This is a genomic window from Streptomyces sp. NPDC004658 (assembly GCF_040609555.1).
Taxonomy (GTDB): domain Bacteria; phylum Actinomycetota; class Actinomycetes; order Streptomycetales; family Streptomycetaceae; genus Streptomyces.
Map to the genome: position 1 here is coordinate 18532 of NZ_JBEXKG010000007.1, position 26576 is coordinate 45107.

General features: G+C 72.5%; 24 protein-coding genes and 1 pseudogene. 9 read left to right on the plus strand and 16 right to left on the minus strand.

Translation table 11 applies throughout. From position 1 onward, the window contains the following. The first annotated feature begins 6 nt into the window (after positions 1 to 6). Complete coding sequence (locus ABZV94_RS04860; RefSeq protein ID WP_356337193.1) at positions 7 to 915, plus strand: LysR substrate-binding domain-containing protein; 909 nt, start codon at positions 7 to 9, stop codon at positions 913 to 915. 165 nt (positions 916 to 1080) lie between these two features. After that, positions 1081 to 1581 (plus strand): DUF664 domain-containing protein, encoded by a 501-nt coding sequence (locus tag ABZV94_RS04865; RefSeq protein WP_356337195.1) that lies wholly within the window; start codon positions 1081 to 1083, stop codon positions 1579 to 1581. On the opposite strand, the gene ABZV94_RS04870 is transcribed toward ABZV94_RS04865, so the two are convergent. The 9 genes from ABZV94_RS04870 to ABZV94_RS04910 form a co-directional block, all read right to left on the minus strand. After that, positions 1578 to 2657: an adenosine deaminase gene (locus tag ABZV94_RS04870; RefSeq protein ID WP_356337196.1), complete on the minus strand. Its 1080-nt coding sequence runs from the start codon at positions 2655 to 2657 to the stop codon at positions 1578 to 1580. The genes ABZV94_RS04865 and ABZV94_RS04870 overlap by 4 nt on opposite strands. A 47-nt stretch (positions 2658 to 2704) precedes the next feature. Continuing rightward, positions 2705 to 3094 carry a VOC family protein gene (locus ABZV94_RS04875; protein ID WP_356337199.1) on the minus strand — a complete coding sequence of 130 codons (390 nt, stop codon included), beginning with the start codon at positions 3092 to 3094 and terminating at the stop codon, positions 2705 to 2707. A gap of 241 nt (positions 3095 to 3335) precedes the next feature. Continuing rightward, the gene (locus ABZV94_RS04880; RefSeq protein ID WP_356337201.1) at positions 3336 to 4265 is read right to left on the minus strand and encodes a M48 family metalloprotease; all 930 of its coding nucleotides are present in this window, start codon (positions 4263 to 4265) and stop codon (positions 3336 to 3338) included. Continuing rightward, the gene (locus ABZV94_RS04885; RefSeq protein WP_356337203.1) at positions 4262 to 4642 is read right to left on the minus strand and encodes a BlaI/MecI/CopY family transcriptional regulator; all 381 of its coding nucleotides are present in this window, start codon (positions 4640 to 4642) and stop codon (positions 4262 to 4264) included. Before ABZV94_RS04885 ends, ABZV94_RS04880 begins: the two co-directional genes overlap by 4 nt. Positions 4643 to 4767: 125 nt before the next feature. Beyond that, on the minus strand, positions 4768 to 5673 hold the full coding sequence (locus tag ABZV94_RS04890) for an aldo/keto reductase (protein WP_356337205.1): 906 nt from the start codon (positions 5671 to 5673) through the stop codon (positions 4768 to 4770). Between the two features lie 42 nt (positions 5674 to 5715). Further along, on the minus strand, positions 5716 to 6426 hold the full coding sequence (locus tag ABZV94_RS04895; RefSeq protein ID WP_356337208.1) for a chitinase: 711 nt from the start codon (positions 6424 to 6426) through the stop codon (positions 5716 to 5718). A gap of 224 nt (positions 6427 to 6650) precedes the next feature. Then, positions 6651 to 7973, minus strand: a complete 1323-nt coding sequence (locus ABZV94_RS04900; protein WP_356337210.1) for an aldehyde dehydrogenase family protein — start codon at positions 7971 to 7973, stop codon at positions 6651 to 6653. 121 nt (positions 7974 to 8094) lie between these two features. Then, positions 8095 to 9312, minus strand: coding sequence for an RNA polymerase sigma factor (locus ABZV94_RS04905; protein WP_356337212.1), 1218 nt, complete (start codon positions 9310 to 9312; stop codon positions 8095 to 8097). Between the two features lie 16 nt (positions 9313 to 9328). Further along, a complete protein-coding gene (locus ABZV94_RS04910; RefSeq protein WP_356337214.1) occupies positions 9329 to 9679 on the minus strand; it encodes a YciI family protein in 351 nt (116 codons plus the stop codon). 107 nt (positions 9680 to 9786) lie between these two features. Between ABZV94_RS04910 and ABZV94_RS04915 the strand changes: the two genes are divergently transcribed. Then, entirely contained in the window at positions 9787 to 11181 is a 1395-nt protein-coding gene (locus tag ABZV94_RS04915) for an acyl-CoA dehydrogenase family protein (RefSeq protein WP_356337217.1), read from the plus strand. Positions 11182 to 11233: 52 nt separating this feature from the next. Here ABZV94_RS04915 and ABZV94_RS04920 read toward each other — a convergent pair whose 3' ends face one another. Then, on the minus strand, positions 11234 to 11701 hold the full coding sequence (locus ABZV94_RS04920; RefSeq protein WP_356337219.1) for a MerR family transcriptional regulator: 468 nt from the start codon (positions 11699 to 11701) through the stop codon (positions 11234 to 11236). Positions 11702 to 11783: 82 nt separating this feature from the next. On the opposite strand from ABZV94_RS04920, the gene ABZV94_RS04925 reads away from it, so the two are divergent. Then, the gene (locus ABZV94_RS04925; RefSeq protein ID WP_356337221.1) at positions 11784 to 13241 is read left to right on the plus strand and encodes an MFS transporter; all 1458 of its coding nucleotides are present in this window, start codon (positions 11784 to 11786) and stop codon (positions 13239 to 13241) included. Positions 13242 to 13372: 131 nt separating this feature from the next. Here the strand turns inward: ABZV94_RS04925 and ssuE are convergent, their stop codons facing one another. Beyond that, a complete protein-coding gene (gene ssuE / locus ABZV94_RS04930) occupies positions 13373 to 13927 on the minus strand; it encodes an NADPH-dependent FMN reductase (RefSeq protein ID WP_356337223.1) in 555 nt (184 codons plus the stop codon). Between the two features lie 485 nt (positions 13928 to 14412). Further along, entirely contained in the window at positions 14413 to 14586 is a 174-nt protein-coding gene (locus tag ABZV94_RS04935) for a hypothetical protein (protein WP_356337226.1), read from the minus strand. 252 nt (positions 14587 to 14838) lie between these two features. Here ABZV94_RS04935 and ABZV94_RS04940 point away from each other — a divergent pair, with 252 nt between their 5' ends. Both ABZV94_RS04940 and ABZV94_RS04945 read left to right on the plus strand, forming a co-directional pair. After that, positions 14839 to 16218, plus strand: a complete 1380-nt coding sequence (locus ABZV94_RS04940; RefSeq protein ID WP_356337227.1) for a deoxyribodipyrimidine photo-lyase — start codon at positions 14839 to 14841, stop codon at positions 16216 to 16218. Positions 16219 to 16358: 140 nt separating this feature from the next. Continuing rightward, positions 16359 to 16793: an SPW repeat protein gene (locus ABZV94_RS04945; RefSeq protein ID WP_356337229.1), complete on the plus strand. Its 435-nt coding sequence runs from the start codon at positions 16359 to 16361 to the stop codon at positions 16791 to 16793. A 116-nt stretch (positions 16794 to 16909) separates the two neighbouring features. On the opposite strand, the gene ABZV94_RS04950 is transcribed toward ABZV94_RS04945, so the two are convergent. The 3 genes and pseudogenes from ABZV94_RS04950 to ABZV94_RS04960 form a co-directional block, all read right to left on the minus strand. Beyond that, the gene (locus ABZV94_RS04950) at positions 16910 to 17677 is read right to left on the minus strand and encodes a metalloregulator ArsR/SmtB family transcription factor (RefSeq protein ID WP_356337231.1); all 768 of its coding nucleotides are present in this window, start codon (positions 17675 to 17677) and stop codon (positions 16910 to 16912) included. 79 nt (positions 17678 to 17756) lie between these two features. Further along, positions 17757 to 18278: pseudogene (locus ABZV94_RS04955) on the minus strand (GNAT family N-acetyltransferase). Positions 18279 to 18346: 68 nt separating this feature from the next. Further along, positions 18347 to 19804, minus strand: a complete 1458-nt coding sequence (locus tag ABZV94_RS04960; RefSeq protein ID WP_356337233.1) for an APC family permease — start codon at positions 19802 to 19804, stop codon at positions 18347 to 18349. 116 nt (positions 19805 to 19920) lie between these two features. Between ABZV94_RS04960 and ABZV94_RS04965 the strand changes: the two genes are divergently transcribed. Together ABZV94_RS04965 and ABZV94_RS04970 are read left to right on the plus strand one after the other, a co-directional pair. After that, positions 19921 to 21105, plus strand: coding sequence for an ROK family protein (locus ABZV94_RS04965; RefSeq protein WP_356337234.1), 1185 nt, complete (start codon positions 19921 to 19923; stop codon positions 21103 to 21105). A 136-nt stretch (positions 21106 to 21241) separates the two neighbouring features. Beyond that, positions 21242 to 23926 carry a sugar-binding domain-containing protein gene (locus ABZV94_RS04970; RefSeq protein ID WP_356337236.1) on the plus strand — a complete coding sequence of 895 codons (2685 nt, stop codon included), beginning with the start codon at positions 21242 to 21244 and terminating at the stop codon, positions 23924 to 23926. A 42-nt stretch (positions 23927 to 23968) separates the two neighbouring features. Here ABZV94_RS04970 and ABZV94_RS04975 read toward each other — a convergent pair whose 3' ends face one another. Beyond that, complete coding sequence (locus ABZV94_RS04975) at positions 23969 to 25417, minus strand: hydrolase (protein WP_356337238.1); 1449 nt, start codon at positions 25415 to 25417, stop codon at positions 23969 to 23971. A gap of 861 nt (positions 25418 to 26278) precedes the next feature. On the opposite strand from ABZV94_RS04975, the gene ABZV94_RS04980 reads away from it, so the two are divergent. Then, positions 26279 to 26509 carry a helix-turn-helix transcriptional regulator gene (locus tag ABZV94_RS04980; protein ID WP_356337240.1) on the plus strand — a complete coding sequence of 77 codons (231 nt, stop codon included), beginning with the start codon at positions 26279 to 26281 and terminating at the stop codon, positions 26507 to 26509. Positions 26510 to 26576: the final 67 nt, after the last annotated feature.

Consider the following 26576-nt stretch of genomic DNA (forward strand, 5'->3'; position numbering starts at 1 on the left):
TCAATCATGGAACTGCGCCATCTCCAGCACTTCGTCGCGGTCGCCGAGGACCAGCATTTCACCCGGGCCGCCGAACGCCTGATGGTGTCCCAGTCGGGCCTGTCGGCGTCCATCCGGGCGCTGGAACGGGAGCTGCGGGCGCCGCTGTTCGTACGGACCACCCGCCGGGTGACGCTCACCGAGGCCGGGCGCGCGCTGCTGGCGGAGGCCGAACGGATCCTGGCGCAGGTGCGCTCCGCGCACGAGGCGGTGGCCGCGGTCCAGGGCGTGCTGCGGGGCACCCTGGCCCTCGGCACCGAGCAGTGCATCGCCGGGGTGCACGTGGCCCGGCTGCTGGCGGCCTTCCGGCGGCGGCACCCGGACGTGGAGATCCGGCTGCGGCAGGCCGGCTCCGGCGCGCTGGCCGAGGAGGTCGCGGCCGGGCGGCTCGACCTGGCCTTCGCCTACCGCACCCAGGCCGACACCGACCAGCTGCGCTCGGTGTCGCTGACCAACGAGTCCATGACGGTGCTGTGCCACCCCAGCCACCGCCTGGCCGCCGGCCCGGCCGTGCTCGGTCCGGCTGATCTCGCCGGGGAGGTCTTCGTCGACTTCCACCCCGACTGGGGTCCGCGCCGCACCACCGACGCCGCGTTCGCCGCGGCCGGCGTCCGGCGCACGGTCGCGCTGGAGGTCAACGACGTGCACAGCCTGCTGGACCTGGTGGACGAGAACCTGGGGATCGCCGTCGTACCCCGGCACTTCCGGCACAAGCGGCCGTCGCTCACGGCGCTCCCGTTGAAGGGCGCGGGCGAGACGGAGTACGAGACGGCCGCCCTGCTGCCGCCGGAACGGGCGACGAGCCCGGCCGCCCGGGCACTGGTCGCCCTGCTCGAAGCGGGGGCCCTGGCCGCCCCCTCGGACGGGGCGCGCTGACGGAGGCGGGGAACGGCTCACGTCCGCCGGCGAGCGTCATCGCCCGGCGGGCGGCCGTACCCGCCCCCATCACGCGGTACGGCCGCCGGGGCGGGAGTCGTCGAGGCCCGCGCGAAAGCCGGATTCCGGGCGCGTGAGCGGCGGCGATTTGCGATGGTGGACGGTATGCATGCCAAGGACATCCTCATCGACGGCTACGGCCGCATCCAGGAAGAAGTCCATGCCGCCCTCGACGGCCTCGGCCCGGACGAACTGCACCACCGCCCGGCCGCCGACGCCAACTCCATCGCCTGGCTGGTCTGGCACCTCACGCGGGTGCAGGACGACCACATCGCCGACGCCTTCGACCTGGACCAGGTGTGGCTCGCGCAGGGCTGGGAGAAGCGTTTCGGCCTCGACCTGCCCCGGCACGACACCGGGTACGGGCACACCCCCGCCAAGGTCGCGAAGGTGCGGGTGGAGTCGGCGGACCTGCTGACCGGGTACTACGACGCCGTCCACGAACAGACCCTCGGCTGCCTGCGCGCGCTCGCCGCCAAGGACCTGGAACGCATCGTGGACGAGCGCTGGGACCCCCCGGTGTCGCTGGGGGTACGCCTGGTGAGCGTCCTGTCCGACGACCTCCAGCACGTCGGACAGGCCGCCTACCTCAGGGGGCTCCTCTAGAGGGCGGACGCGTACGCCGGCAGGACCACGTCCTCGATGAGGGCGTTGCGCTCGTCGAACGGGATGAACGCGCTCTTGAGGGCGTTCACCGTCACCGTGCGCAGGTCCTCGACCGTCCAGCCGGCCTCGTCGACCAGCAGGGACATCTCCCGGGTCATCGTCGTCCCCGAGACCAGACGGTTGTCGGTGTTGAGGGTGACCCGGAAACCCAGGTCCTTCAGGGCCGTGATCGGGTGCTCGGCGATCGAGGTCGCGCAGCCGGTCTGGAGGTTGGAGGTGGGGCACATCTCCAGGGCGATGCGGCGGTCGCGCACCCAGGAGGCGAGACGGCCGAGCTTGCCGGCCGCGAGGTCGGGGATGTCCTCGGTGATGCGGACGCCGTGGCCGATGCGCTGGGCGCCGCAGACCTGGAGGGCCTGGTGGATGCTGGGCAGACCGTGCGCCTCGCCGGCGTGGATGGTGAACGGCACGCTCTCGCGGCGCAGGTGCTCGAAGGCCTCGAGGTGGTCGGCGGGCGGGAAGCCGTCCTCCGCACCGGCGATGTCGAAGCCGACGACGCCCGCGTCACGGTAGGCGACGGCCAGGTCGGCGGCCTCGCGGACGCGGTCGAACATGCGCATGCCGCACAGCAGGGTGCCGACCCGGACGGGGGTGCCGGCGGCGGCCGCCTTGGCCATGCCGGTGGCGAGACCTTCCTGCACGGTCTCCACGACCTCGCGCATCGTGAGCCCGCCGCGCGTGTTCAGCTCGGGGGCGTAGCGGACCTCGGCGTAGACGACGCCGTCGGCGGCGAGGTCGAGGACGTACTCCTCGGCCGTGCGCAGCAGGCCCTCGCGGGTCTGCATGACGGCGAGGGTGTGCTCGAAGGTGGCTATGTAGCGGACCAGGTCGCCGGAGTTGGCGGCCTCGACGTACCAGGCGGCCAGCTCGTCCGGGTCGGTGGTGGGCAGGGTGTGGCCGACCGCGGCCGCGAGCTCGACGACGGTGGCGGGGCGCAGGCCGCCGTCGAGGTGGTCGTGCAGGACGGCCTTGGGGAGCCGGCGGAGGGTCTCGGTGTCGATGCGGGACGCGGTCATGGGCGTTTCGTTTCCTCGGGTCCTCGGGCAGGTGGTGCGGTGGTGGGTCAGTGGCCGGCCGGCTGGAGCAGGTCCCAGCGGTTGCCGTACAGGTCCTGGAAGACGGCGACCGTGCCGTACGGCTCGTGGCGCGGCTCCTCCAGGAAGGTCACGCCGGCGGCGGTCATCCGGGCGTGGTCGCGGGCGAAGTCGTCGGTGTGCAGGAAGAAGCCGACGCGCCCGCCGGTCTGGTCGCCGACGCGGGCCCGCTGCTCCTCCCCCTTCGCACGGGCCAGCAGCAGCCCGGGTCCGTCGCCTCCGGGCTCCACGACGACCCAGCGCGAGCCGTCCGGACGCGGGGCGTCCTCGACGAGACGGAACCCGAGGGCTTCGGTGTAGAAGCGGATCGCCTCGTCGTAGTCGTGCACGACGAGGGTGACCAGGGCGACGCGACGCATGGCGACCTTCCGGTGGGGGTGGTTAGCGGGTGAGGTTATACGTAAAACCCACCGGACGCCAGTCCCGGTCTACGCGCGTTGCGGGGAACGGTTGGCCGAGGGGGCGTGAGGCGCCGGAGGCGCGGGTCGCGACGCGTGGCCGGGCGCGCAGAGGGCTGGTGGGGGGACGGAGTTCATACCCGCGGCACCACCCCGCCCCGCACGCCTTCCGCGGGCCGACGTGACGGTCCAACGGCGGGTCCTACGGACTTTCTTCGCCCTGCGCGATCTCCACGCGGTGGTGGACGTCGGCCGTTGCGGTGGCCGAGGCAACGCAGGAGAGGGCCGTGCAGGCGATGAGGAGCGCGGAGATCGCGCGAGCCGTGCGGGCGCGGGGGGCGGTCAGCAGGGCCTGGACGCGTTGGGGGACGGGGCCCGTGGCCGCGCCGGGCACGAAGCCGGGGCGTGCGGGCCGGGCGGCCTGCCCGGCCAGGGCGGCGCGGGCGATGGCGCGGGCGGTCAGGCGCCGGTCGCCGACCGAGGCCGCCGCGGCCTCGTCCGCGGCGCGCTCGGCGGCCAGCCGGATCGTCGCGCGGACCGGGCGCAGCGCGGGGTGGCAGTGCGCCGCGAGTTCGGCGGCGGCGAGGGCGTAGTGGTGGCGGCCCGCCGTGTGCGCCCGCTCGTGGGCGAGGAGCGCCTCCCGTTCGGGGCCGTTCAGGCTGCGCAGCATCGCCGTGGTGACGACGACCCGGTGCGGGCGGCCCGGCAGGGCGTACGCGTCCGGGCGGGGCGAGTCGATCACGCAGAGGTCACCGGCGACGGCCCCGCACGCCACCTCCGCGCGGGCCGCCCGGAAGGCACGCGCCTGGCCGAGGGCCGAGCGGACGAGGCTCCCGCCGCACACGGCCAGCGCTCCTGCCGAGGCGAGGGCGGCCGGGACGACGAAGGCGTCGGAGGCGGTGCGCAGCGGGTGGACCAGTTCGCCGAGCGCGGCGAAGAGCGGCAGCTTCAGCAGCCCGGTCAGGACGCACATGCCGAGCGCCAGCGCCGAGCAGCCGGCGAGGAGCACCGCGCAGCCGGTGACGGACCACAGCGCGGCGACCGGGGCCAGCCGGTCCAGGGCCCGGCGGGCCAGGGGCGGCAGCGCGCACGGCAGCAGCAGCGGCAGGAGCAGCAGGAGCGGGGCGGTCATCGGCCGTCGGATTCGAGCAGGTCGCGCAGGATGCGTTCGTCGTCCGGGCTGAGCTGGGCGACGAAGCGGGCGAGGACCGTCTCGCGGTCGCTGTCCCGGTCCAGTTCGCTGTGCATCCTGCGGGCGGTGAGGCCGTGGGCGTCCTGGACGTCCTGGGCGGGGAAGTAGGCGTACCCGCGGCCCTGGCGCCGGCGGTGGACGACGCCCTTGTCGTGCAGGCGGGTGAGGATCGTCGTCACCGTCGTCCGGGCGAGGTCCGCACCCAGGCTCAGCTGGACCTGGCCGGGGGTCTGGGGTGTGCCGGCGGCCCAGAGCGCGGCCAGGACGCTCGCTTCGAGCTCGCCGGCCGGCCGGCGTTCGTCCTTGGCGTCGGTCATCGGGAGGTTCTTCACCCGTCTTCGTGTGCGGTCGTCGTCGTGTGCGGCCCAACAGTGCGTCTACGCCATCGTAGTCAGCCCGGCGCCGGCCCCGACCGCACACCGTCCTCGGCCGTTCCCCACCGTCAGCCTCCCTGCCGCCGGGCCTCGTCGAGCCGTGCGAGTTCCTCCCCGGTCAGCCGCAGCGCGCCGGCCGCGACGTTCTCGACCAGGTGGTCGGGGTTGCCGGTGCCGGGGATGGCGAGGACGTGCGGGCCCTGGTGCAGGGTCCAGGCGATGCGGATCTGCGCGGGGCTCACGCCGTGGGCGCGGGCGGCGGAGAGCACCGCGTCGTCGTGGGCGAGGGTCGCACCGCGTTCTCCGGTCTCCCCGGCCACGGCGTAGAAGGGGACGAAGGCGATGCCGTGCTCGCCGCACAGCCGCAGCACCTCGTCGTCCACGGGATCGGGCCGGTCCACGGCGTACCGGTTCTGCACGGACACCACCGGTGCGATCTCCAGCGCCTCGGCGAGGTGCCGCGGTTCCACCCCGGAGATCCCGAGGTGCCGGATCAGCCCGGCGTCGCGCAGCTCGGCGAGGGCGCCGAAGTGTTCTGCGATGGAGTCCTGGCGCATCCGCCGGAGGTAGACCAGGTCGAGATGGTCCCGCCCGAGCTGGCGCAGGTTCTCCTCGACGTGCCCGCGCAGCTGGTCGGGCCGGGCGGAGGTGCCCCACTCGCCGTCGTGGTCGCGGTAGGGGCCGACCTTCGCGGCGATGACCAGGCCGTCGGGGTACGGGGACAGCGCGGTGTTGATGAGTTCGTTGGCGGAACGCAGCGACGAGAAGTAGAAGGCCGCCGTGTCGATGTGGTCGACGCCCAGCTCGACCGCCTTGCGCAGGACGGCGAGGGAGCGTTCCCGGTCGCTGGGGGTGCCCAGGTGGAAGGCGGCACTGCCCGTCAGCCGCATCGCGCCGAAGCCGATGCGGTGGACGGGCAGGTCGCCGAGTTCCCAGGTGCCGGAGGCGTGCGCGGTGATCGTGTCTGCGGTCATCGGCGGAGTCTCGCACACGGCGTCCCGGCCGGGCCTCAGCGCTCAGCAGTACAGGTTGGCGCCGGGTGACACCCCGAGGATCTGGGCGAAGCGCTGGTAGGCGGAGACCCTGCTCTGCACCTGGGCGGGGTTCTTGCCGTCGCATTCCAGGGAGCCGTTGATGCTGCGTATGGTCTGCCCGAAGCCGGCACCGTTGACCATGGCGTTGTGCGGGGTCATCGTGCCGGGGCCGGACTGGGTGTTCCAGTACCACAGGCCGGTCTTCCAGGCCACGGACGCGTTGTTCTGCACCAGGGAGGGGTTGTTGAGCAGGTCGATGCCGAGGGCGTCGCCGGCCGCCTTGTAGTTGAAGTTCCAGGAGAGCTGGATGGGGCCGCGCCCGTAGTAGGCCGCCTGTCCCGCCGGGCAGCCGTACGGCTGGCTCCAGTCGCAGTAGTGCGGGTAGTTGGCGGTGTTCTGCTCGACCACGTACACCAGTCCGCCGGTCTCGTGGCTGACGTTGGCGAGGAAGGCGGCGGCCTCCTGCTTCTTCACGGTGTCGCTGCCGGTGTTCGCGAAGCCGGGGTAGGCACTGAGGGCGGCGGTCAGGCCACTGTACGTGTAGAAGGAATTCCGGTTCGGGAACATCTGGTTGAACTGAGCCTCACTGACCACGAAACCGGCGGCGGAGGCGGTGGGCGCCGCCTGGAGCACCAGGGCGGAGGTGCCCAGGGCGAGCGAGGTCAGGAACGCGGCGATGCGGTGCCTCGGCATGGACCAACTCCTTTGTGCGGCACGGCCGCACCCACGGAGGTGGGAGCGGCCGTGGTGGGGGGTTGGGCACACTCAACCGCCTTGGTCTGTACCAGTCAAGGGTGTAGACCAGTCATTCGTCGCGCGGTTGCTTCGGTGAACACCGGCGAGGTGCCGTGGAGTTGGAGCCACAGGCGCGGGGCCCGGCCGCGCGCACGCGCTCGGGCCCCGCACCGCGGCGGACGTCAGCGCAGCGGCTTGGACAGCACCGCCTTGCGGTGGCTGAACGTCTCGATGGAGTAGCGGCCGTGGTAGCTGCCCATGCCGCTCTCTCCCACCCCGCCGAACGGCAGGTCGGAGACGGTGAGATGAGCGAGGGGCAGGCCGTGGCCGAGGCCGCCCGAGGAGGTCTCGGCGGCGATGCGGTCACGCGTCTCGCCGGACTCGCTGAAGACGTACAGGGCGAGCGGCTTGTCGCGGTCGTTGATGAAGGCGATCGCCTCGTCCAGGCCGGGCACGGTCACGATCGGCAGGATCGGGCCGAAGATCTCCTCCCGCATGACGGGCGACGCCGGGTCGACGTCCGCGAGGACGGTGGGCGCGAGGTACTTCGCCGCCCGGTCGCCGACGCCGCCGACGACGACGCGGCCCGAGTCGAGCAGCGCCGAAAGCCGGTCGAAATGGCGCTCGTTGACGATCCGGCCGCACTCCTCGGAGCGCTGCGGATCCGGGCCGAAGAGACCCTCGACCGCACGGACCAGCGCGGCCTCCAGGGCGGTCGCGGTCTCGGGGTCGGTCAGCACGTAGTCCGGGGCGACACAGGTCTGGCCCGCGTTGAGGAACTTGCCGCGGGCGAGCCGGTCCGCGACCGTGTCCAGGTCGGTGCCGCGGTCCACGAACACCGGGGACTTTCCGCCCAGTTCCAGGGTGACCGGGGTGAGGTGTTCGGCGGCGGCCCGCATGACGATGCGGCCGACGGCACCGTTGCCGGTGTAGAAGATGTGGTCGAAGCGCTCGGCCAGCAGGGCCGTCGTCTCCGGGACGCCGCCCTCCACGACGGCGACCGCGTCCGTGTCGAGGTAGGCCGGGATCAGCTCGGCCAGGGCGGCGGACGTGGCCGGGGCCAGCTCGCTCGGCTTGGCGACGACCGCGTTGCCCGAGGCCAGCGCACCGACCACGGGGGCGAGCAGCAACTGCGCCGGGTAGTTCCAGGGTGCGATGACGAGGACGACGCCCAGGGGGTCGTACTGCGTCCAGGCCGTGGCGTCGGCACCGAGGTGCGCCGGGACGGGCGCGGGTTCGGGGCGCAGCCAGTCCGCCAGGTGCTCCAGGGTGTGGTCGATCTCCCGGACCGTGAAGTCGATCTCGGTGCGGTAGGCCTCCGTGCGGCTCTTGCCGAGGTCGGCGTCGAGGGCGGCGGCGAGGTCGGCGCCGCGTTCCGTGAGCATCGCCCGCAGCCGGCGCAGCCGGCCGGTGCGCCACTCGACGGGCTTGGTCCGGCCGGTGGCGAAGGCGGCGCGCAGCCGGGCCACGACGTCGGCGGGCCGCTCGGGGAGAGAGTCGTTCACGGGTGCCTCACTGGGTGCACGGGCCGGTGCCTGCCCGGCCTGGGTTTCAGGTCTGTCAGGTGTAGATACCAACCTTTCACATCCTGAAGTTCCTTGCGGAGCCGTGCGTGGGTGAGGAGGGTCACGTCCCCGTACGGCCCGTCTCCCGCCGTCGGGCCTCCCGGCGCCGGCGCTCCAGGTACGCGCGTTCGGCCTCGCTCGGCGCCAGCTCGGCGGCGCGGCCGTACTCCGCCGCGGCCTCGGCGGCCCGGTCCAGTCGGCGCAGCAGGTCGGCGCGCACGGCGTGCAGCACGTGGTACCGGTCGAGGCCGAGCGCGTCGACCAGCTCGAGGGCCGCCGCCGGCCCCTCGGTCTCGGCCACCGCGACGGCCCGGTTGAGGGCGACGACCGGGGACGGCGCCACGGCCGTCAACCGGTCGTAGAGCGCGAGGATCTGGCGCCAGTCGGTGGCGGCGGAGCCGGGCGCGTCCGCGTGCACCGCGTTGACCGCGGCCTGGATCTGGTAGGGCCCCGGCTGGTTGCGGCGCAGGCACCGGCGGACCAGTTCCTGACCCTCGTCGATCAGCGCCCGGTCCCACCGGGCGCGGTCCTGCTCGGGCAGCGGCACGAGAACGCCGTCCGCGTCCGTGCGGGCCGGGCGCCGGGCCTCCACCAGCAGCATCAGCGCGAGCAGTCCGGTGACCTCCGGTTCGTCCGGCATCAGCTCGGCGAGCAGCCGGCCGAGGCGTAGTGCCTCCGCGCACAGGGCGGGATCGCCGGTGTAGCCCTCGTTGAAGATCAGGTAGACGACGGCGAGGACGGTGGAGAGCCGGCCGGGCAGGTCGGCGTCCCGGGGCACGCGGTACGGGATGCCCGCGTCCCGGATCTTCGCCTTGGCCCGCACCAGCCGCTGGGCCAGCGTGGCCTCGGGCACCAGGAAGGCGCGGGCGATCTGCGCGGTGCTCAGGCCGCCGAGCAGGCGCAGCGTGAGCGCGACCCGGGACTGCGGGGCGAGCGCGGGGTGGCAGCAGGTGAAGATCAGTCGTAGCCGGTCGTCGCGCACGGGGCCCTCCTCGGGCGGTGCGTCGGGGGCGTGCAGCAGGGCGGCCTCGGCGTGCCGGGCGTCCCGGGAGGACTCCCGGCGCAGCCGGTCGATCGCCCGGTTGCGGGCGGTCGTGATGATCCAGCCGGCCGGGCTCGGCGGCACACCGGTCTGCGGCCACCGGGTGACGGCCGTGGCGAAGGCGTCCTGGACCGCTTCCTCGGCGAGGTCCATGTCGCCGAGGAAGCGGACGAGGACGGCGACCGCGCGCCCGTACTCGGCGCGGAAGACGGCCTCGATGTCGGGGGCCTCGGCCATCGGTGCCGCTTCGTCGTCAGTGCTGGTCCACGAAGGGCCGTACCTCGATGGGCAGGGTGGTCGCGAGGGCGGCCCTGCGGCCCCAGTCCAGGGCCTCGTCCAGGTCGGCGGCCCGGATGAGGCACAGGCCGCCCAGGTACTCCTTGCCCTCGGCGTACGGGCCGTCGGTGACGAGCACGTCACCGTCCCGGGGGCGGAGCATGGTGGCGGTCTCCGGGCCGTGCAGACCGCCGGCGAAGACCCAGGCGCCGGCGGCGCGCAGTTCGTCGTTGAAGGCCTCGACGTCGCGCATGATCTCGGCGAGGGCTTCGGGGTCGGGCGGGGTGGCGTCGGCCGGCTGGACCACGCTGAGCAGGTAGTGCTTCATGACGTCCTCCAAGGCGTCGGGCCCGGGGCGGGCTCCGTGTCACCTCCTACACGAACGGCGGGGCCCCGGATCGACACCGCGCGCCGCGATCGCGGAAGAATCTCCGCATGGACCTCACCTCGCATCCTCTCGTCGTCCGCGCCCGCCGGCTCGCCACGGACCTGCTGATCCCCGAGGCCGAACGGGTCGACCAGGAGGGGGTGCCCGCGAGCCATGTGGAGGCGGTGAAGCGGTCGGGGCTGCTCGGGGTGGCCGCGCCCGCGGACCACGGCGGCGCGGGGGCGCCGCCGGCCGTGCTGCGCGAGACCGCGGAGATCCTGTCCGGCGCCTGCTGTGCGACCTGGTTCGTGCAGACCCAGCACCACACGCCCGTGCAGACGCTGGTACGCAGTGAACTCCCCGTGCGGGAGAGGCTGCTGGGACCGCTGTCCCGGGGCGAGCTGCTGTCCGGGGTGGCGTACGCGCACCTGCGCTCGTATCCGCGCCGCCCGGTGCGGGTCCGCCGGGAGGGCACCGGCTGGCGGTTCGACGGGACCGTCCCCTGGTACACCGGGTGGGGTCTGAACGACGTGATGCTGCTGGCCGGGGTGACCGACTCCGACGAGGTGCTGTTCGCCTTCGCCGAGGCACGCGAGCAGCCGGGGCTGCGGGCTTCGCCTCCGATGCGGCTGGCGGCCCTCACGGCCGCGCGCACGGTGTCGCTGGAACTGGACGGCCTGTTGCTGCCCGCGGAGGCGGTGGCTCTGCACACGCCGTACGCCCGGTGGGCCGCCGGTGACCGGGTGAAGACCGTGGCCACCAGCCCGGCGGTCTTCGGCGTGGCGGAGGCCGCGCTGTCCCTCCTGGACGACGGGACGGCCGCCCCCCTGCGCTCCCGCCTGACCGGCCTGCGCGAACGGGCGTACGCGTTGGCCGACGCTCCGCTTCCGGAGGCGTGGGGCGAGGAGCGGGGGATGGCGGAGGCCGAGGGGGCCGGGCATGAACTGACGGTACCGGGCGAGAGGGCCGGGGAAGGAGTGGCGGACCGGGGGCCGGGGGCCGGGGAAGGACTGCCGGGGTGGGAAGCGGGGGCCGGGGGCGGCCGGACGGCGCGGGGCGCGAGGGGCTGGGAGGACCGGGCGGGCGAGCGGGAGGACCGGGCCGGGGAGCGGGCGGCTGGAGTCGACCGCCGGGGTGGAGAACGGGCGGCGGAAGCCGGGTGCCTGGGCGGAGCCCCGGCGGCTCCAGCGGACCGCCGAGCGGGAACACGGCCGACCTCGTGGGACGACTGGGCCGAGGAGCGGCTGGCCGTGCGTGCGGAGGCGTACGACGTGCTGCGCGCGGCCACCACCGCGGCGGTGGTGGCCGGCGGCGGCCGTGCGATGGCGCTGACGAGCCGCGCCCAGCGTCTGGCCCGGGAGGGGCTGTTCCTGCTGGTGCAGGGCCAGACGACAAAATCGCGGGCGGCGCATCTGCGGGCGCTGAGCGGGGCGCCGGCCGCCACCGGAGATGACCGTCGCTGACCCGGCCGGACAGGACGCTGACCTGGCCGGGCAGGACGGGGTGTGAGACGGCTCAGGAGGCACCCGATGCGCGGTGGGGCGCCCACAGCGTGTCGGCGTCACCGGCGGCGAGTCGGCCTCGATAGACGTCGATCTTGTGGTCGATGAGCTTCAGGTTCTCCTGGAGTGCGGCGATCCTCGCCAGCACCTCGTCCCGGTGCGACTCGAGCACGTCCAAACGGTCCTCTTCGTTGCCCCGGCCGGCCGCGACCAGCTCGGCGTAGCGGCGGATGCCCCGGATCGGCATGCCGGTCGCCCGGAGCCTGGTGCAGATGGTGACCCAGTCGAGGTCGAGCTGGTGGTAGCGGCGTCGGCCGCCGTGGGTGCGGTCGACAGGGGTGACGACCAGGCCGACACGTTCGTAGTAGCGCAGGGTGTGCACGCTGACTCCCGTACGGCGGGCGGCCTCGCCGATGCTCAGGCCCGCCTGCGGGTCGCAGTGGGGGTGCGCGGATTCGGACTGCGGATTGACCTCGACCACGCTCGAGATCCTAGCTTCGGGGTCGGTCGCGTCACCCCTCACTGCCGGTCGTCCGCAGTGCCTCTCGACGGGAGAAACCCGCATGCCCGAACTCAGCCGACGTCGGCGGCTCCTGGTGCTGGCGATCTGCTGCGCCAGCGTGATCGTCGTGGTGATGGACATCTCCATCGTCAACGTGGCGCTTCCGGCGATTCGCCGCGATCTGCGGGCTTCGGTGTCCGGCCTGCAGTGGACCGTCGACGCCTACACCCTGGTGCTGGCCGGCTTCCTGGTGCTGGCGGGGTCCACCGCCGACCGCGTCGGTCGCCGGCGCGTCTTCCAGGTGGGCCTCGCCGCCTTCGGGGCGGGCTCGCTGCTGTGCGCCCTGGCGCCGAGCCTCGCCTGGCTGATCGCGGCGCGGGCGCTCCAGGCCGTGGGTGGCACGATGCTCAACCCGGTGGCGATGGCGATCGTCGCGACGACGTTCCCCGAACCGGCCGAACGGGCCAGGGCCATCGGCGTGTTCGGGTCGATGACCGGGCTGTCGCTGACACTGGGCCCGATCGTCGGCGGCGCCCTGGTCGACGGTTTCGGCTGGCACTCCATCTTCTGGATCAACGTGCCGATCGTGGCCGTCGCGATCGTGTGCACCGCGGTGTTCGTGCCCGAGTCCCGCGCCGTCCGGGCACGCCGGTTCGACCCCGTGGGCCAGATCCTGGTGATGCTGGTCCTGGGCTGCGTCGTCTTCTCGATCATCGAGTCCAGGCGGCTGGGCTGGACCTCGCCGCTCATCCTGGCGCCCCTCGCTGTGGCTGTGCTGGGCGTGCTCGGCATCCTCGGCCACGAACCGCGCCGCGCGGACCCGCTGCTGGAACTGCGTCTCTTCCGCAGCGTGCCGTTCAGCTCGGCGATCCTGATGGCGCTGTTCGCTCTGTGCGGGTTCGGCGCGTTCCTGTTCGTGACCACCCAGTACCTCCAGGACGTACGCGGCCTGTCGGCGCTGGCGACCGGGCTGTGCCTGCTGCCGGTCGGGGCACTGGTCGTGGTGCTCTCCCCGCTCACCGGGCGGCTGGTCGGCACGCGCGGACCCCGGCTTCCGCTGCTGGTCGCCGGGGGCGCGCTGACGCTGGGCGGCGGAGCGTCGCTCTGGCTCGGACCGGACACCCCACTGCCGGCCGTGCTCACGACCTACCTGCTGTTCGGGATCTTCCTGAGCACCGTGAACCCGCCGATCACCAACTCCGCGGTCGCCGGCATGCCCCGTTCGATGGCCGGTGTGGCCACCTCACTGGCCTCCGCGGGCCGGCAGACCGGAACCACCCTGGGCGTGGCGATCTCCGGAACGGTGGCGGGATCGGTCCTGCCCGGCGGCGGGACACGGTTCACCGACGCGGAGCACGGCGTGTGGTGGATGGTGCTCGGGCTGGGCCTGGGCATCGTGCTGCTGGGCCTGCTGAGCACGGGCCCGTGGGCGTCGGGCACCGCTGCGGGTGCGGCAGCGTTGTTCGAGGAGGTGGAGCGGGGGGCGGCTGCGCGCACCACGCCCGTCGGCCGCGGCTGACCGGCACCGTGGCCGCCGCGGCCCGCCGGTGAGGGACACGCGGGGTCGGCGATCAGAGCGGGCCGTGCCGGGCGGCCGGGTGTCGCGCGGTGCGGCGCGCAGCGCCTCTCCGAGGGGTGGGGCGTGGGGCGTCAGCTCGCCGTCGCCAGCAGCGGGGTGCGGTCCAGGGCCGCGGCGAACTGGTCCACCACGTGCCCCAGGGCCTCGGCCGTGGTGGCCGGGAGGGTCACCGAGCCGTCCTCCCGCACGGTGATGTCCTTGTCGAGGGTGAACCACCCCTGGACTATGTGTGCGGCGCCCATGGAGTTCAGCACCGGACGCAGGGCGTAGTCGATGGCGAGGACATGGGCGGTGGAGCCTCCGGTGGCGAGGGGCAGCACGGTCTTCCCGGTGAGCGCGTACTGCGGGAGCAGGTCCAGCAGCGCCTTGAGGACACCGGAGTACGACGCCTTGTAGACGGGGGTGCCGACCACGACGCCGTCGGCGCGGGCGAACAGTTCGGTGGCCTCGACGACGGCGGGGTGCCGGAAGTCGGCGCCGAGCAGGGCCTCGGCCGGGACGGTGCGGACGTCGAGCGGGATCACCTCGTGGCCCTGGGCGACGAGCCGCTGGTCCAGGTGGCGCAGCAGGCGGCCGGTGCGCGAGGAGGCGGACGGACTGCCGGAGACGGACAGGACGGTGGCCATGCGTGCCTCGTTTCTGGGGTGCGTCGGGCACCTGGGATTCTCATGTCGGTGGATTGCGCCGAGTCGGGCCCGCTCGCGGCCCAGAAGGACCGGCAGTCGTCCAGGGAGATCGGGATATCCGAGAACTCCGGGAACTGCTGGTGCGCAATTGCCGAGCGGGAATTTCGGGCACGCCGAATTCCCGCCCCTGACAGGGCGCGAAGGCAGGCGAAACAGGCGTACAGAAAGGCCCGACGGGACCGGCGGGGAAAGCGCGGATCAGAGCGCGGGGCGACAGGACGCGCTGGAGACGCGCGCGAGGTCGACATGGCGTCGCCGCGTGAGATCCAGTCGCATCGTCATGCGGTGATCGTCGCAGCAGCCGCGGACGGCCGTCAAGGAATTCCCGACCGGTCTCGTATGGCGGACCACCGGGCCATGGAATCGCGTTTCACCGTGCGGCACGAGGCCCGGAAATACAGCGGCCTGCGGAAGGAACCGGCGCCTCAGGCGCGGTCGTCCTCCTGTCGCTCGACCACGACGAGAAAGGCGTCCGACTTCAGGTCCATCACCACGGTGGCCGGCTCGCCCTCGGCGCGCCGGGCGGCGGCGTACTCCTCCGCCGGCCACGATCCACGCGGAGCACCTGCGGGGAATCGCTCCAGCACCTTGGCACTCATGAGGGCGGACACCTCCGGTACGGTCGAAGGGGACGTACATCCTGTACCGCTTCGCCTGCCCCGGACCGCTGCGGACATGTCCCCCTATGACGGCTCCGCCACCCGGCCGGTCCCGTGCCTCCCCCGGTCGCCGCGCCCGCCCCGCCGGCGCCGCAACCGCCAGGCTCACCGCACCCGCCGCGGCCACCGAAGCCACCGAAGCCACCGCGACGCCCGCACCCACCCCATCGACAGCGTCCCCCGGAGCCCGCCATGGCCGTCTCGGTCGTCCTCTTCACCGCCGACCTGCGTCTGCACGACCACCCGCCCCTGCGGGCCGCGCTGAACGGCTCCCGCCAGGTCGTGCCCCTGTTCGTACGCGACCCCGGGGTGGCGGCCGCCGGCTTCGCGGTGCCCAACCGGCTGGCGTTCCTGGCCGACTGCCTGCGGGACCTGGACGCCGGGCTGCGGACGCGCGGGGGGCGGCTGGTGGTGCGCTCCGGCGACGTCGTCGAGGCCGTGTGCGCGGTGGCCGCGGAGGCCGGCGCCGACGAGGTGCGCATGGCGGCCGACGTCAGCGGCTACGCCCAGCTGCGGGAGCGGCGGCTGCGGCGCGCCCTGGAGGCCGACGGGCGTCGGCTGCACGTGCACGACGCCGTGACCGCGGCGGTCGCGCCGGGCGTGGTGACCCCGGCCGCCTCGGACCACTTCGCGGTGTTCACGCCGTACTTCCGGCACTGGTCGGGGCAGCGGCTGCGGGGCGTCCTGGACGCGCCCCCGTCGGTCCCTGTGCCGCCGGGCATCGGTTCCGAGGAGCTGCCGTCGCGGTCCGCGCTGCCGGGGATCTCGCCGGGTCTGGCCGAGGGCGGCGAGGCGGCGGGCCGGAAACGGCTGGCCGCCTGGCTCCGCTCCGGCGTCGCCGCCTACGCGGAGCGGCACGACGACCTCGCCGGGGACGCCACCTCCCGGCTCTCGCCGCACCTGCACTTCGGCACGCTGTCCGCGGTCGAGCTGGTCCACCGGGCGCGCCGGGCGGGCGGTCCGGGAGCGGAGGCGTTCGTGCGGCAGATCGCCTGGCGCGACTTCCACCGCCAGGTGCTGGCGGCCCGTCCTGACGCCGCCCGCGCCGACTACCGCACCCGGCACGACCGCTGGCGGTCCGAGCGTGCGGCCCGGGACGACATCGAGGCGTGGCGGGAGGGCCGCACCGGTTACCCGGTGATCGACGCGGCGATGCGCCAGCTGCGGCACGAGGGATGGATGCACAACCGGGCTCGCCTGCTCACCGCGAGCTTCCTGACGAAGACGCTGTACGTCGACTGGCGCGTCGGTGCCCGTCACTTCCTGGAGCTGCTGGTCGACGGTGATCTGGCCAACAACCAGCTGAACTGGCAGTGGGTCGCGGGCACCGGCACGGACACCCGCCCGAACCGCGTCCTGAACCCGGTCGCCCAGGCCAGGCGGCACGACGCCGACGGTGCGTACGTCCGGCGCTGGGTGCCCGAGCTGGCGGACGTTGCGGGCGCGGCGGTCCACGAGCCGTGGAAGCCGCGGGGTGCCCGCGGGACGCCGCCCGTCGGCACGTACCCGGACCCGATCGTCGACCTCGCCGACGGGCTGGCCCGCTTCGCGCGAGCCCGGGGCCGTGGCTGAACGGCGGCGCACCCCGGCCGCCTCCGCACGTCCGGCCGGCCCTACACATAAGGAGAAAATAAGGGCAAACTGGAGTATGCGGCGCTTACCGCATGCCGCACCAGACGCGGTCTGGCCTGCACAGTCAAAGGAGACGACTCATGGCCAACTTGCACAGGGGTGACATATCGAGCCACCCCGATGTCTCCGAAATGCGGGACCGCTACGCCCGCATGCTCGGCGGTCGTGATGTGGCGCTCGTGGACGGGCCGGTGTTCCTGCTCGGCCTGTACTGCGCCGCGTCCCCCTGGATCCTGCACTACACGGCCAGCCAGCCCGCCCTCATGACCCACAACCTGATCATGGGGATCGCGATAGGGCTGCTGGCACTGGGATTCACGAGGGCACCCGAGCGCATGTACGGCCTGAGCTGGGCCATGTGCGCCCTGGGTATCTGGATGATCATCGCTCCGTGGATCGTGGGCAGCCGCCCGGACGCGGGCGTCATCGTCAACAACATCGTCATCGGAGCCCTGGCCCTCGTCCTCGGACTGATCTGCGCCGGCACTGCGGCGAAGAGCGCCCCCAGGCCGTAGAAGACCCTGAAGAGAAGACAGAGGAAAGGAAGGAAGGAACGCGGGCCGGTCCGCCCCGGGCGGGCCGGCCTCCGCGTGCCCGACTCCGGACGGGGGGACGGCACCGGCCGCGGCCCTCAGCGGGACGGCACCAGCCACGGCTCCTGCGGCAGGGTCCGGCCGGTCTCCAGCAGCGACTTCAGGTTGGACAGCACCGCCGGCCAGCCCGACGCGACGTCCGCGCGCTCGCCCTCGTCGTTGAGGTCCTCGTGGGTGACGGTCAGCCGGACGATGTCCTCGTGCGGCCGGATCTCGAAGGTGACCCGGGAGTGCCGGTCCTCCTGCCCCTCCTGGTCCGGCGCCGCCCAGGTGGTCACCAGCCGGGTCGGCGCCTCGCTCTCCACGACCCGGCCGACCACGTCGGCGATGCCGGAGCCGTCGGTGCGCACGTGCTCCCAGCGGGAACCGGGCCGCCAGTCGGAGACGTTGCGGTGCCCCCAGTAGGCGGCCGTCAGGTCGGCGTCGGTGAGCGCCTCCCAGACCTTCTCGGGCGTGCTCGCGATGTAGGTGACGTACACGAAACGGGGCTTGTCGGTCATGGCTTCCTCGGCTCGTCGCTTCACGGCGCCGAGCGCCGCGAGGCGCGGGCGCTCGAACTTGTCGATCCACCGCTCCTGGATCTCGTGGAGCGGCACGGGGTTGAGGTAGTGCAGCTTCTCCCGCCCCCGCCGCACCGTGCTGATCAGGTTGGCGGCCTCCAGGACGGCCAGGTGCTGGGTGACCGACTGGCGCGTCATGGCGATGCGCTCGCACAGCTCGCCCAGGGTCTGGCCGTTGTTCTCGTGGAGCCGGTCGAGCAGGCGCCGGCGCGTGTCGTCGGCCAGCGCTTTGAAGACCTTGTCCATCCCGGTGTCGTCCTCCGATCGCACACTCAACGTTATGCAGGCAATTACTTGCATGTCAAGGAACCCGGACCCGGGCCGGTCAGCCGGCCACCGTGAAGGAGATCCACATGTCCGCAGGCAGCTCCGGGCTGCCCCGGCACCGGCCGTGGCTCGCGGGTCCACGCGCCGCCGGCCAGATCCCGGCGACCCGCGGCCAGAAGCTCACCGCGCGGGGATTGTCCTGCTGGAAGGCGATCTCCCAGGGTCCGGGGTGCCGGGTGAGCACCTCGCGCACGGCTCGCCACCCGATGCCCCGGCGCCGGGCGCCGCGCACCACGAAGAAGCTGTTCAGCACGCGGACCGGGCCGTCCAGCCCCCGGACGAAGGCGAACCCGGCGGGACGTTCGGCGCAGGTCAGCAGATACGGCGCCCAGCCCGGTTCCGTGAAGGCGTACACCACGCGTTCACTGCGGAAGGTGCCGTCGGCGGCGGGCGGAAGCCCCGTGGGGGCCGTGAACTCGGACAGGGCGTGGCGGAACATGTGCCACAGCCGCTCCACGGCGGGCCGGTCCTCGAAGGTCGCGGGGCGGACGGTGACGTCCGCGTTCATGATCTCGGTCATGAAACGAAGCCTCCCCGGCGGACGGGAGCCCGGCCGGGGAGGTGCGCTTCGACGTAGGTGGCTCCACCTCACGCCAAGGGAGTCGCGGTGACCGCCCCCGCGGGCTCCGCGCCGGTCTCCTCGCTGATCTCCTTGGGGCCGAACGGCCAGACCTTCTCCAGCCGTGCCCAGATCAGGAAGGCCGCGCCGCCGAGGGCCAGCCAGGCCAGGGACCACTCGATGGGATGACGGCCCGGGGAGCTCTTGTCGGCGTAGCCGTAGATCACGCACCAGCCGACGAAGGCGACGGCGCTCGGCACGGGGTACAGCCACATCCGGTACGGGCGGGGCAGGTCGGGCCGTCGTCGGCGCAGGACCGTCAGCGCGACGATCTGGGCCAGCGCCTGGACGATGACCATCACCGTGGTGAGCAGCTGGATCAGGGTCGCGAGATCGGTGTGGCGGCCGATCAGGAAGCCGACGGCGGTGATCACGCCCATGGTGGCGAGGCCGAGCGTCGGGAAGCGGTGCCTCGGGTGCAGCTTCGCGTACGGACGGAAGAAGACCCGGTCGCGAGCGGCGTCGTAGGGCACGCGGGAGCCGCCGAGCAGGCCGGCGAAGACGGAGGCGAACGCGGTGATCAGGATCAGCACGGTCACGGTGTCCGCCGCGCCCCTGCCCCAGGTCTCCTCCAGCACGGCGGAGGCCACCGAGGAGGAGGCGATGTCGTGCGGGTCGGTCATCCGGTGCCAGTCGACGACGCCGAGGGTGCCGATCTGCAACAGCAGGTAGATCGCCATGATGCCGAGGATCGACAGCAGGATGGAGCGCGGCAGCGTACGGCCGGGCTCCTTGATCTCGGCGCCCATGTAGGCGGTGGTGTTGTAGCCGAGGTAGTCGTAGATGCCGATGGTCAGGCCGGCCGCGAAACCGAGCCAGAAGTGGTTGCTCATCACATTGAAGGCCCCGGCCGGGTAGGTGAAGGCCATGTGTGGGCTGAAGTGAGTGGCGGCGGCGACGATCACCAGCAGTACCGAGGCGATCATCACGGTCCACATGACGGCGGTGATCCGGGCGATGTGCTCGATGCCGCGCCACAGCAGGATCACGACCAGGGCGATGACACCGAGCCCGATCAGGTCGCCGGCGGTCTGCCCGAGGCCGGGGACGAGGTAGCCCAGGTACTGGACGAAGCCGACCACGCCCGTGGACATGATCAGCGGGATGAAGAGCATCGCCGTCCACACGAACAGGAACGGCATCAGGCGGCCGGTGCGGTACTGGAAGGCCTGGCGCAGATAGACGTAACTGCCGCCGGAGCCGGGCAGGGAGGCGCCCAGCTCGGCCCAGACCAGGCCGTCGCACAGCGCCAGGACCGCGCCGGCGGCGAACCCGATGACCGCCTGCGGGCCGCCGAACGCGGCGACCATCAGCGGGATCGTCACGAACGGCCCGATGCCGCACATCTGGCTCATGTTGATCGCCGTGGCCTGGAAGAGGCCGACACGGCGGACGAAACCACCCGGGGGTGGCGGGCTACCGGACATGGGGGACTCCTGACGCGACGGGCGCGTGACGCCCGGCGGAGGGTGACTGGCGGATAAAGTTAAGGAGCCTTACTAGGGGCGTCAAGTGTGCGACAGGAATGCACGAGAATGGTGCGATGCCCGCCAGCGACGTCGTAGAGCAGCCGGAACAGCCCTGGAGCCGCCGGCGTCTGCGCAGTACCAACGAGCGGCTGCTGCTGGACCGGCTGCGCGCGCTCGGCGCCGCCTCGCGCGCCCAACTGGCCCGGGAGACGGGCCTGTCGAAGCCGACGGTCTCCAGCGCGCTGGCCTCGCTGGCGGCGGCCGGCCTGGTGCGCGAGGTCGGCACGCAGGCCCCGGAACGCGGGCGCACAGCCGTGCTCTACGCCCCCGATCCGGCCGCCGGGTACGCACTCGGCGTGGACATCGGCCGGGGCTGGCTGCGCGTGGCGGTGGTCGACCTGGACGGCACGGTCGTGGCGCGGGCCGACATACGCAACCGGGCCCGCGCCTCGGCCACCCTGACCGACCTGGTCGTGACCACCGCCCGCCAGGTGATCGCCAACTCGGGCGTGGACCCGGCGGAGGTGGTGCACGGGGTGGTGGGCACGCCGGGCGTGTACGACGAGAAGCAGCGGCGGGTGCGCTACGCGATGCACCTGCCGGGCTGGGGGCGGGCCGGGATCGTGGACGGCATACGCACGGAGCTGGGTGTGCCGCTGGAGGTGCACAACGACGCCAATCTGGCGGCGCTCGGCGAGTACACGTACGGCGTCGGCGCGGGCAGCCGGCTCTTCGCGTACATCCTGATCGGCACCGGCCTCGGGATGGGGGTGGTCAGCGAGGGGCGGCTGTTCACGGGCGCGCGCGGGCTGGCCGGTGAGATCGGCTTCCTGCCCTGGCACGGCCGGCAGAAGCCGGAGCGGCTGGAGGACGCGGTGTCGGGGGTGGCGGTGGTGGAGTCCGCCCGGCAGTTCGGGATGCGCGGGCAGCTCACGGCGAAGGCCGTGTTCGACGCGGCCCGGCAGGGGCATCCGGCCGCGGTGCGGGCGGTGGAGCTGGAGGGCGAGCGGATAGCGCACACCGTGGCGGCGGCGGCCGCCGTGCTGGACCCGGATCTCGTGGTGCTCGGCGGCGGTGTCGGGCACAGCGTCGACCTGCTGCTGCGGCCCGTGCGGGAGCGGTTGCGCACGCTGACCCCGCTGCGGCCCCGGATCGCGCCGAGCCGGCTCGGTGAGGACGCCGTCCTGCTGGGTGCGGTGGCCACGGCCCTGGGCACGGCCCGGGACCTGGTGTTCGAACGCCGCACGGCCGGATCCTGACCCGTTCAACGGCCACCACGGCGAGGGTCGTTGACACGGCCTGAGGCGCGCCCTAGCGTGGCCCAGGTTAGTAAAGTTTCCTAACTTTACGAGGCTGGAGACCGCCGTGTTCCCTCGCCCCGCCCGCCGGCTCCCCATGACCGCCGCACTCCTCGCCCTGGTCGGCTCCCTGGCCACCGGCGCCTGGGCCGCCCCCCGGGACACGGCGGAGGCCCCCCGGCCCGCCCGGATCACCCACGTCCCCTCCGCCCCCGGCACCAGCACCCCGCTGTCCGGCTACGCCGTCCAGTCCACGGCGAAGGTCGGCGACTCGGCGGCGGCCGTGTCCTCCCCCGGTTATCCGGCGCGGGGCTGGTACCCGACGGGACCGCGCTCCACGGTGCTCGCCGCGCTGCTGGCGAACGGGGTGTACACCGACCCGTTCCACTCCACCGACCAGCAGAGGATTCCCCGGGCCGACTTCGAGGTGCCCTGGTGGTTCCGGTCCGACTTCACCGTCCGGGACACCCGGCAGCGCACCTCTCTCGACTTCAGCGGGGTCGTCTCGGCGGCGGACGTCTACGTGAACGGCCGGCAGGTGGCGAAGGCCGCCGACGTCACCGGCGCCTACACCCACCACGAGCTGGACATCACCTCGCTGGTCAGGTCCGGCACCAACACGGTCGCCTTCCGCGTGCGGCCCAACGACCCGCTCGACGACCTCACCATGGGCTGGATCGACTGGATCCAGCCCCCGCCCGACCAGAACATGGGCCTGGTCCGTGACGTCCTGGTCCGCCGGGGCGGTCCGGTCGCGCTGCGCGACGCGCACGTGGTCACCCGGCTGGCGGTGCCGTCGCTCGCCACGGCCGACCTCACCGTCAAGGCGCAGGCCCGCAACGACACGGACGCGCCGGTCACGGCGGAGGTCGGCGGCAGCGTCGACGGGACGCGGTTGCGTACGACGGTGTCGCTCGCCGCGCACGAGACGAAGACCGTCACCTTCTCCCCCGCCGACACCCCCGGCCTGCACCTCACCGACCCGAAGGTGTGGTGGCCGGCCGGCATGGGCGGGCAGCCGCTGTACGACCTGGACCTCACCGCCACGGTGGCCGGCACGACCTCGGACACCGCGCACGAGACCTTCGGCATCCGGGACGTGCGGGCCCCGCTGAACTCCGACGGCGCCCGGCAGTACCGGATCAACGGCCGCAAGCTGCTGATCAAGGGCGGCGGCTGGTCCCCGGACGAGTTCCTGCGCTGGGACCCGGCCTACGTCGAGGACCGCTTGAAGTACGCCCTGGACCTGGGCCTGAACACCCTCCGCCTGGAAGGCCACCTGGAACCGGACGAGTTCTTCGGCCTGGCCGACCGCTACGGCCTGCTCACCCTGCCGGGCTGGGAGTGCTGCGACAAATGGGAGGGCGAGTTCAACGGAGACGAGAAGGGCAACCGGTGGACCGGCGCCGACTACCCGGTCGCCAAGGCGTCCATGGCCGCCGAGGCCGCCCGGCTGCGTGACCATCCGAGCGTCATCTCGTTCCTGATCGGCAGCGACTTCGCCCCCGACGCGACGATCGAGAAGACCTACCTGGACGCCCTGGAGGCCGCCGACTGGCCCACCCCCGTCGTGTCCTCCGCCTCCGACCGGTCCTCCCCGCGGCTGGGCAGCTCGGGCATGAAGATGACCGGCCCCTACGACTGGGTGCCGCCCGGCTACTGGTACGCCAAGCGGGAGGGCGGGGCGACCGGCTTCAACTCCGAGACCAGCGCGGGCCCGAGCATCCCCACCCTCGACACCCTGCGCCGGATGATGACGCCCGCCGAGCTCGACACCTTGTGGAAGGACCCGGACGCCAGGCAGTACCACCGCTCGCCGTCCCCCGTCTTCGGCACGCTGAAGATCTACGACGACGCCCTGGCCGGCCGCTACGGCGCCCCGACCGGCCTGACCGACTACGTCCGCAAGGCCCAGCTGGCCCAGTACGAGAACGTCCGCGCCCAGTTCGAGGCGTACGGACGCAACGCGACCGATCGGGACCGGCCCGCCACCGGGGTGATCCACTGGATGTTCAACAGCGGCTGGACGTCCCTGCACTGGCAGCTGACCGACCGTTATCTCGACCAGAACGGCTCCTACTTCGGCGCGAAGAAGGCGAACGAGCCGCTCCACGTCCAGTACTCCTACGACGACCGCTCGGTCGTGGTGGTCAACAACCGGCCCGGGACCGCCAGGGGGCTCACCGCGCGGGCCACGCTGTACAACCCCGACGGCACACAGAAGTACGACAAGACCGTCACCGGTGTCGCGGTGGACGGGGACGGGGCGCACGGCACGGCGCTCACCCTGCCGTCCTCGGTGAGCGGGCTGTCACGGACGTACCTGCTCCGGCTGGTGCTGACGGACGCGGACGGCACGGAGGTGAGCCGGAACGTGTACTGGCTCTCCACCCGGCCCGACACCCTCGACTGGAACGGCACCACCTGGTACCACACGCCGACGACGAGCTACGCCGACCTGAAGGGGCTCGCCTCGATGGCGCAGGTGCCGGTGACGGCGACGGCGACCACGCGTTCGTCGGACGGCAGGTCGACCACGACGGTGACCCTGCGCCACAGCGGGAGCGGGAAGACGCCGGCGCTGCTGACGGACGTGCACCTCGTGGACGAGCGGGGCAGGCCCGTGCTGCCGGTGCGCTGGTCGGACAACGAGGTGAGCCTGTGGCCGGGCGAGTCGGTGACGCTGACCGCCACCTACCGGACGGCCGCCCTGCACGGCTCGGCACCGGGTGTGCGGGTCTCGGGGTGGAACACGCCGGAGCGGACGGTGCCGGCGGCCTGACGCCGCAGGGGGTGGGCCGCTCGGCCCACCCCCTGTCCGGGCTCAGCCGACGGTGAGCGCGGTGTCGTCGAGGACGAACGACGTCTGGAGCGTGGAGCCCTCGGTGCCGGTGAACTTGATCGTCACCGTCTGGCCCGCGTAGCTCGCGAGGTTGAAGCTGCGCTGGGTGTAACCGCTCGCCGCGTTCAGGTTCGAGTAGGTCGCGAGGGTGGACAGCACCGTGCCGTTGCTGCCCAGCACCTGCGCCTTGAGGGTGTCGTAGGCCGTCGAGGTGGTCGTCTCGGCGGTGTCGACGTGGAGGTAGAAGCTCAGGGTGGCGCTCGTGCAGCCGGCGGGGAGGGTCACCGACTGGGCGAGGGTGTCGGTGTGGGCCGAGCCGTACCCGTTCAGCCAGGCCTTGTAGGAGCCGGTGCGGGCGGCCTCTCCGGTGTCGTTGGTGATCACACCGCTGGAGGCGGTCCAGGAGGTGGCGCCGGACTCGAAGCCGGGGTTGGCCAGCAGCTGACCCGCGGTGCAGGTGCCGCCTCCGCCCCCGCCGCCGCTGCCGCCGCCCGCGCCGGACAGCCACTCGGTGGCGTTGAGGGCGAGGGCCGCGTTGGTGGCGCTGGAGTCGTTCCAGCCGTCGTAGAGGGTGTTGCCGGACTGGCCGGTGCCGTCGTCGATGGGTGAGCTGTCGCCCCAGAACGCCACCCGGCCGCTGCCGAAGGTGCTGGTGGCGAAGAAGGCGCCGGTGTTGCCGGAGTAACCGGTGCGGTAGAGCAGGCCCTTGACGGCCGCGTTGTCGGCGGGCTTGAGGGTGGCGGTCGTACCGCTGGCGATCAGGCTCTTGCTGACCGTGCCGAAGGAGCCGTGCAGCACGGGGTCGGTGCTGTCGCTGATCGCGGCCGGATGGTCGGAGCTGATGCTCAGGGAGTCGACGGAGAAGCCGAACGGGTCGGTGGAGTCGACGCTGTTGTTCGTCATCAGGTCGTTGAAGATCTCGACCGCGTCGTAGCCGTCGTTGTTGCGGTCCGCGCCGGTGTGGTCGGAGATCATGAACAGCCCGCCGCCGTTCTTGACGAAGGTCATGATCGCAGTCTTCTCGGCGCTGGTGAACAGCGTGTTGGGTTCCGGCAGGACCAGCGTGTCGAAGTTCGACAGGTCGGTCGCGGACGTGCCGCCGTAGGCGAGGCTGGAGCCCGAGGGCAGGGTCTTCAGGCTGTAGTTGCCGGTCTTCTGCAGCGCCACGCCCCAGGAGGACAGGGCGCCGGTCCAGTCCGTCTCGGCGGACGGGGTGGAGTCCTGGCCCAGCGGGTCGGGCTGGCTGGTGGAGATGATCCAGTCGGCGTTGCCGGCCGTCTCTGCGTGGGCGTTGTCGAACAGGACGCGGTGCGTGGTCGCCGCGTGGGCGGGGCTGCCGGTGCCGATCTGGACGGCGGCTCCGGTGACCAACAGGCCCAGGCCGGCCAGGGCGGTGGTGAATCTGCGGCGGGATCTCGCGGATCCGGGCATCCGTCGAACCTCCGTGAAGGGGTGGGGAAGAGGGCGGTGGGGGCGCCAAGTCTGCGCGCGTAGAGCCCGCTTGAGGGTTCTACACGCGTCGAACGGTTGAAAGGTACATGGCATGAAGGGCCGGTGAACAGAGGCGCCCGGGGGCGACAGGGACGGAGTGGCTCCGCTTACAGCGGGCAGATGCCACATCAACGGGGATCGTCAACAAGACCGTCAAGGAGGGTCGGCCATGGAGATCTCAGGCATCATCCATGTCCTTGCCGTCCGTCCTGGTCAGGGACGTGTCCTGCGATAACCCCCAGAGCGCTTGACCTGGGTTGACCGCAGTTGACCGGAGTTGACCCTGGTTCTCAAGATCTTTCCCCCATCCGTTTCCCATGGGAAACGGATCGAGAGCCGGATGGCCCTCGGCGTCTGCTGCGCCGAGGGCCATCCTTATGGAACCAGGGTGGGGGCCGGCCACCCGGGGAGGCGGGACGCGCCCCCACCCTGGCCCACTCTGTGTAACGCGTGCACCGTGCACATGTCACGGGCAGGTGCGTCACTCGATCGGGCGAGTTTGAACATGAGTCAGTCTGATCCGGTCGGGTTCCGTCCGCCCGTCGTCGAGGGGGTGCTCACGACGGACGGACGGCCCGTCCGGCGACGGTCATCCCGTGCCGGGTTCGCGAGGGGGGTGGCGTGCGGCGTGACTAGTCACGCCAGTTCGAACGTTTGTGCGAGCTGGCATATGCCTATCCCAGCACAGTCAGACAGCTTCCCGCTACACGCTGTTCTACGTATATCTCTGACGTACCCCCTGGGGCGAGATTTACCACAGGTGGTAAAGACTTCCCGGCAAGATCATTCCAGTATGCGCGGATGCTCGACCCCATCCCCGACTGGGTACCACGCCGCCGACAACAGATCGGGGAACGAATCCGCGTCGCCCGCAAGGCAGCCGGCCTCTCCCAGTTACAGCTCGGGGAACACGTCGGCCGCGACCACAAGACCATCCACCGATGGGAAGCCGGGACCACACCCCCGAACCTCACCGACCTGCTGCTCGTCGCCGATGTCCTCGGGATGCCTCTCGCCGACCTCGTCCGGTAGTCAGCTCCCGCACACGCTGCACGGTTCACTGCCAGTGCGGGCGATGATGTTGCCCTGATCATCCGTG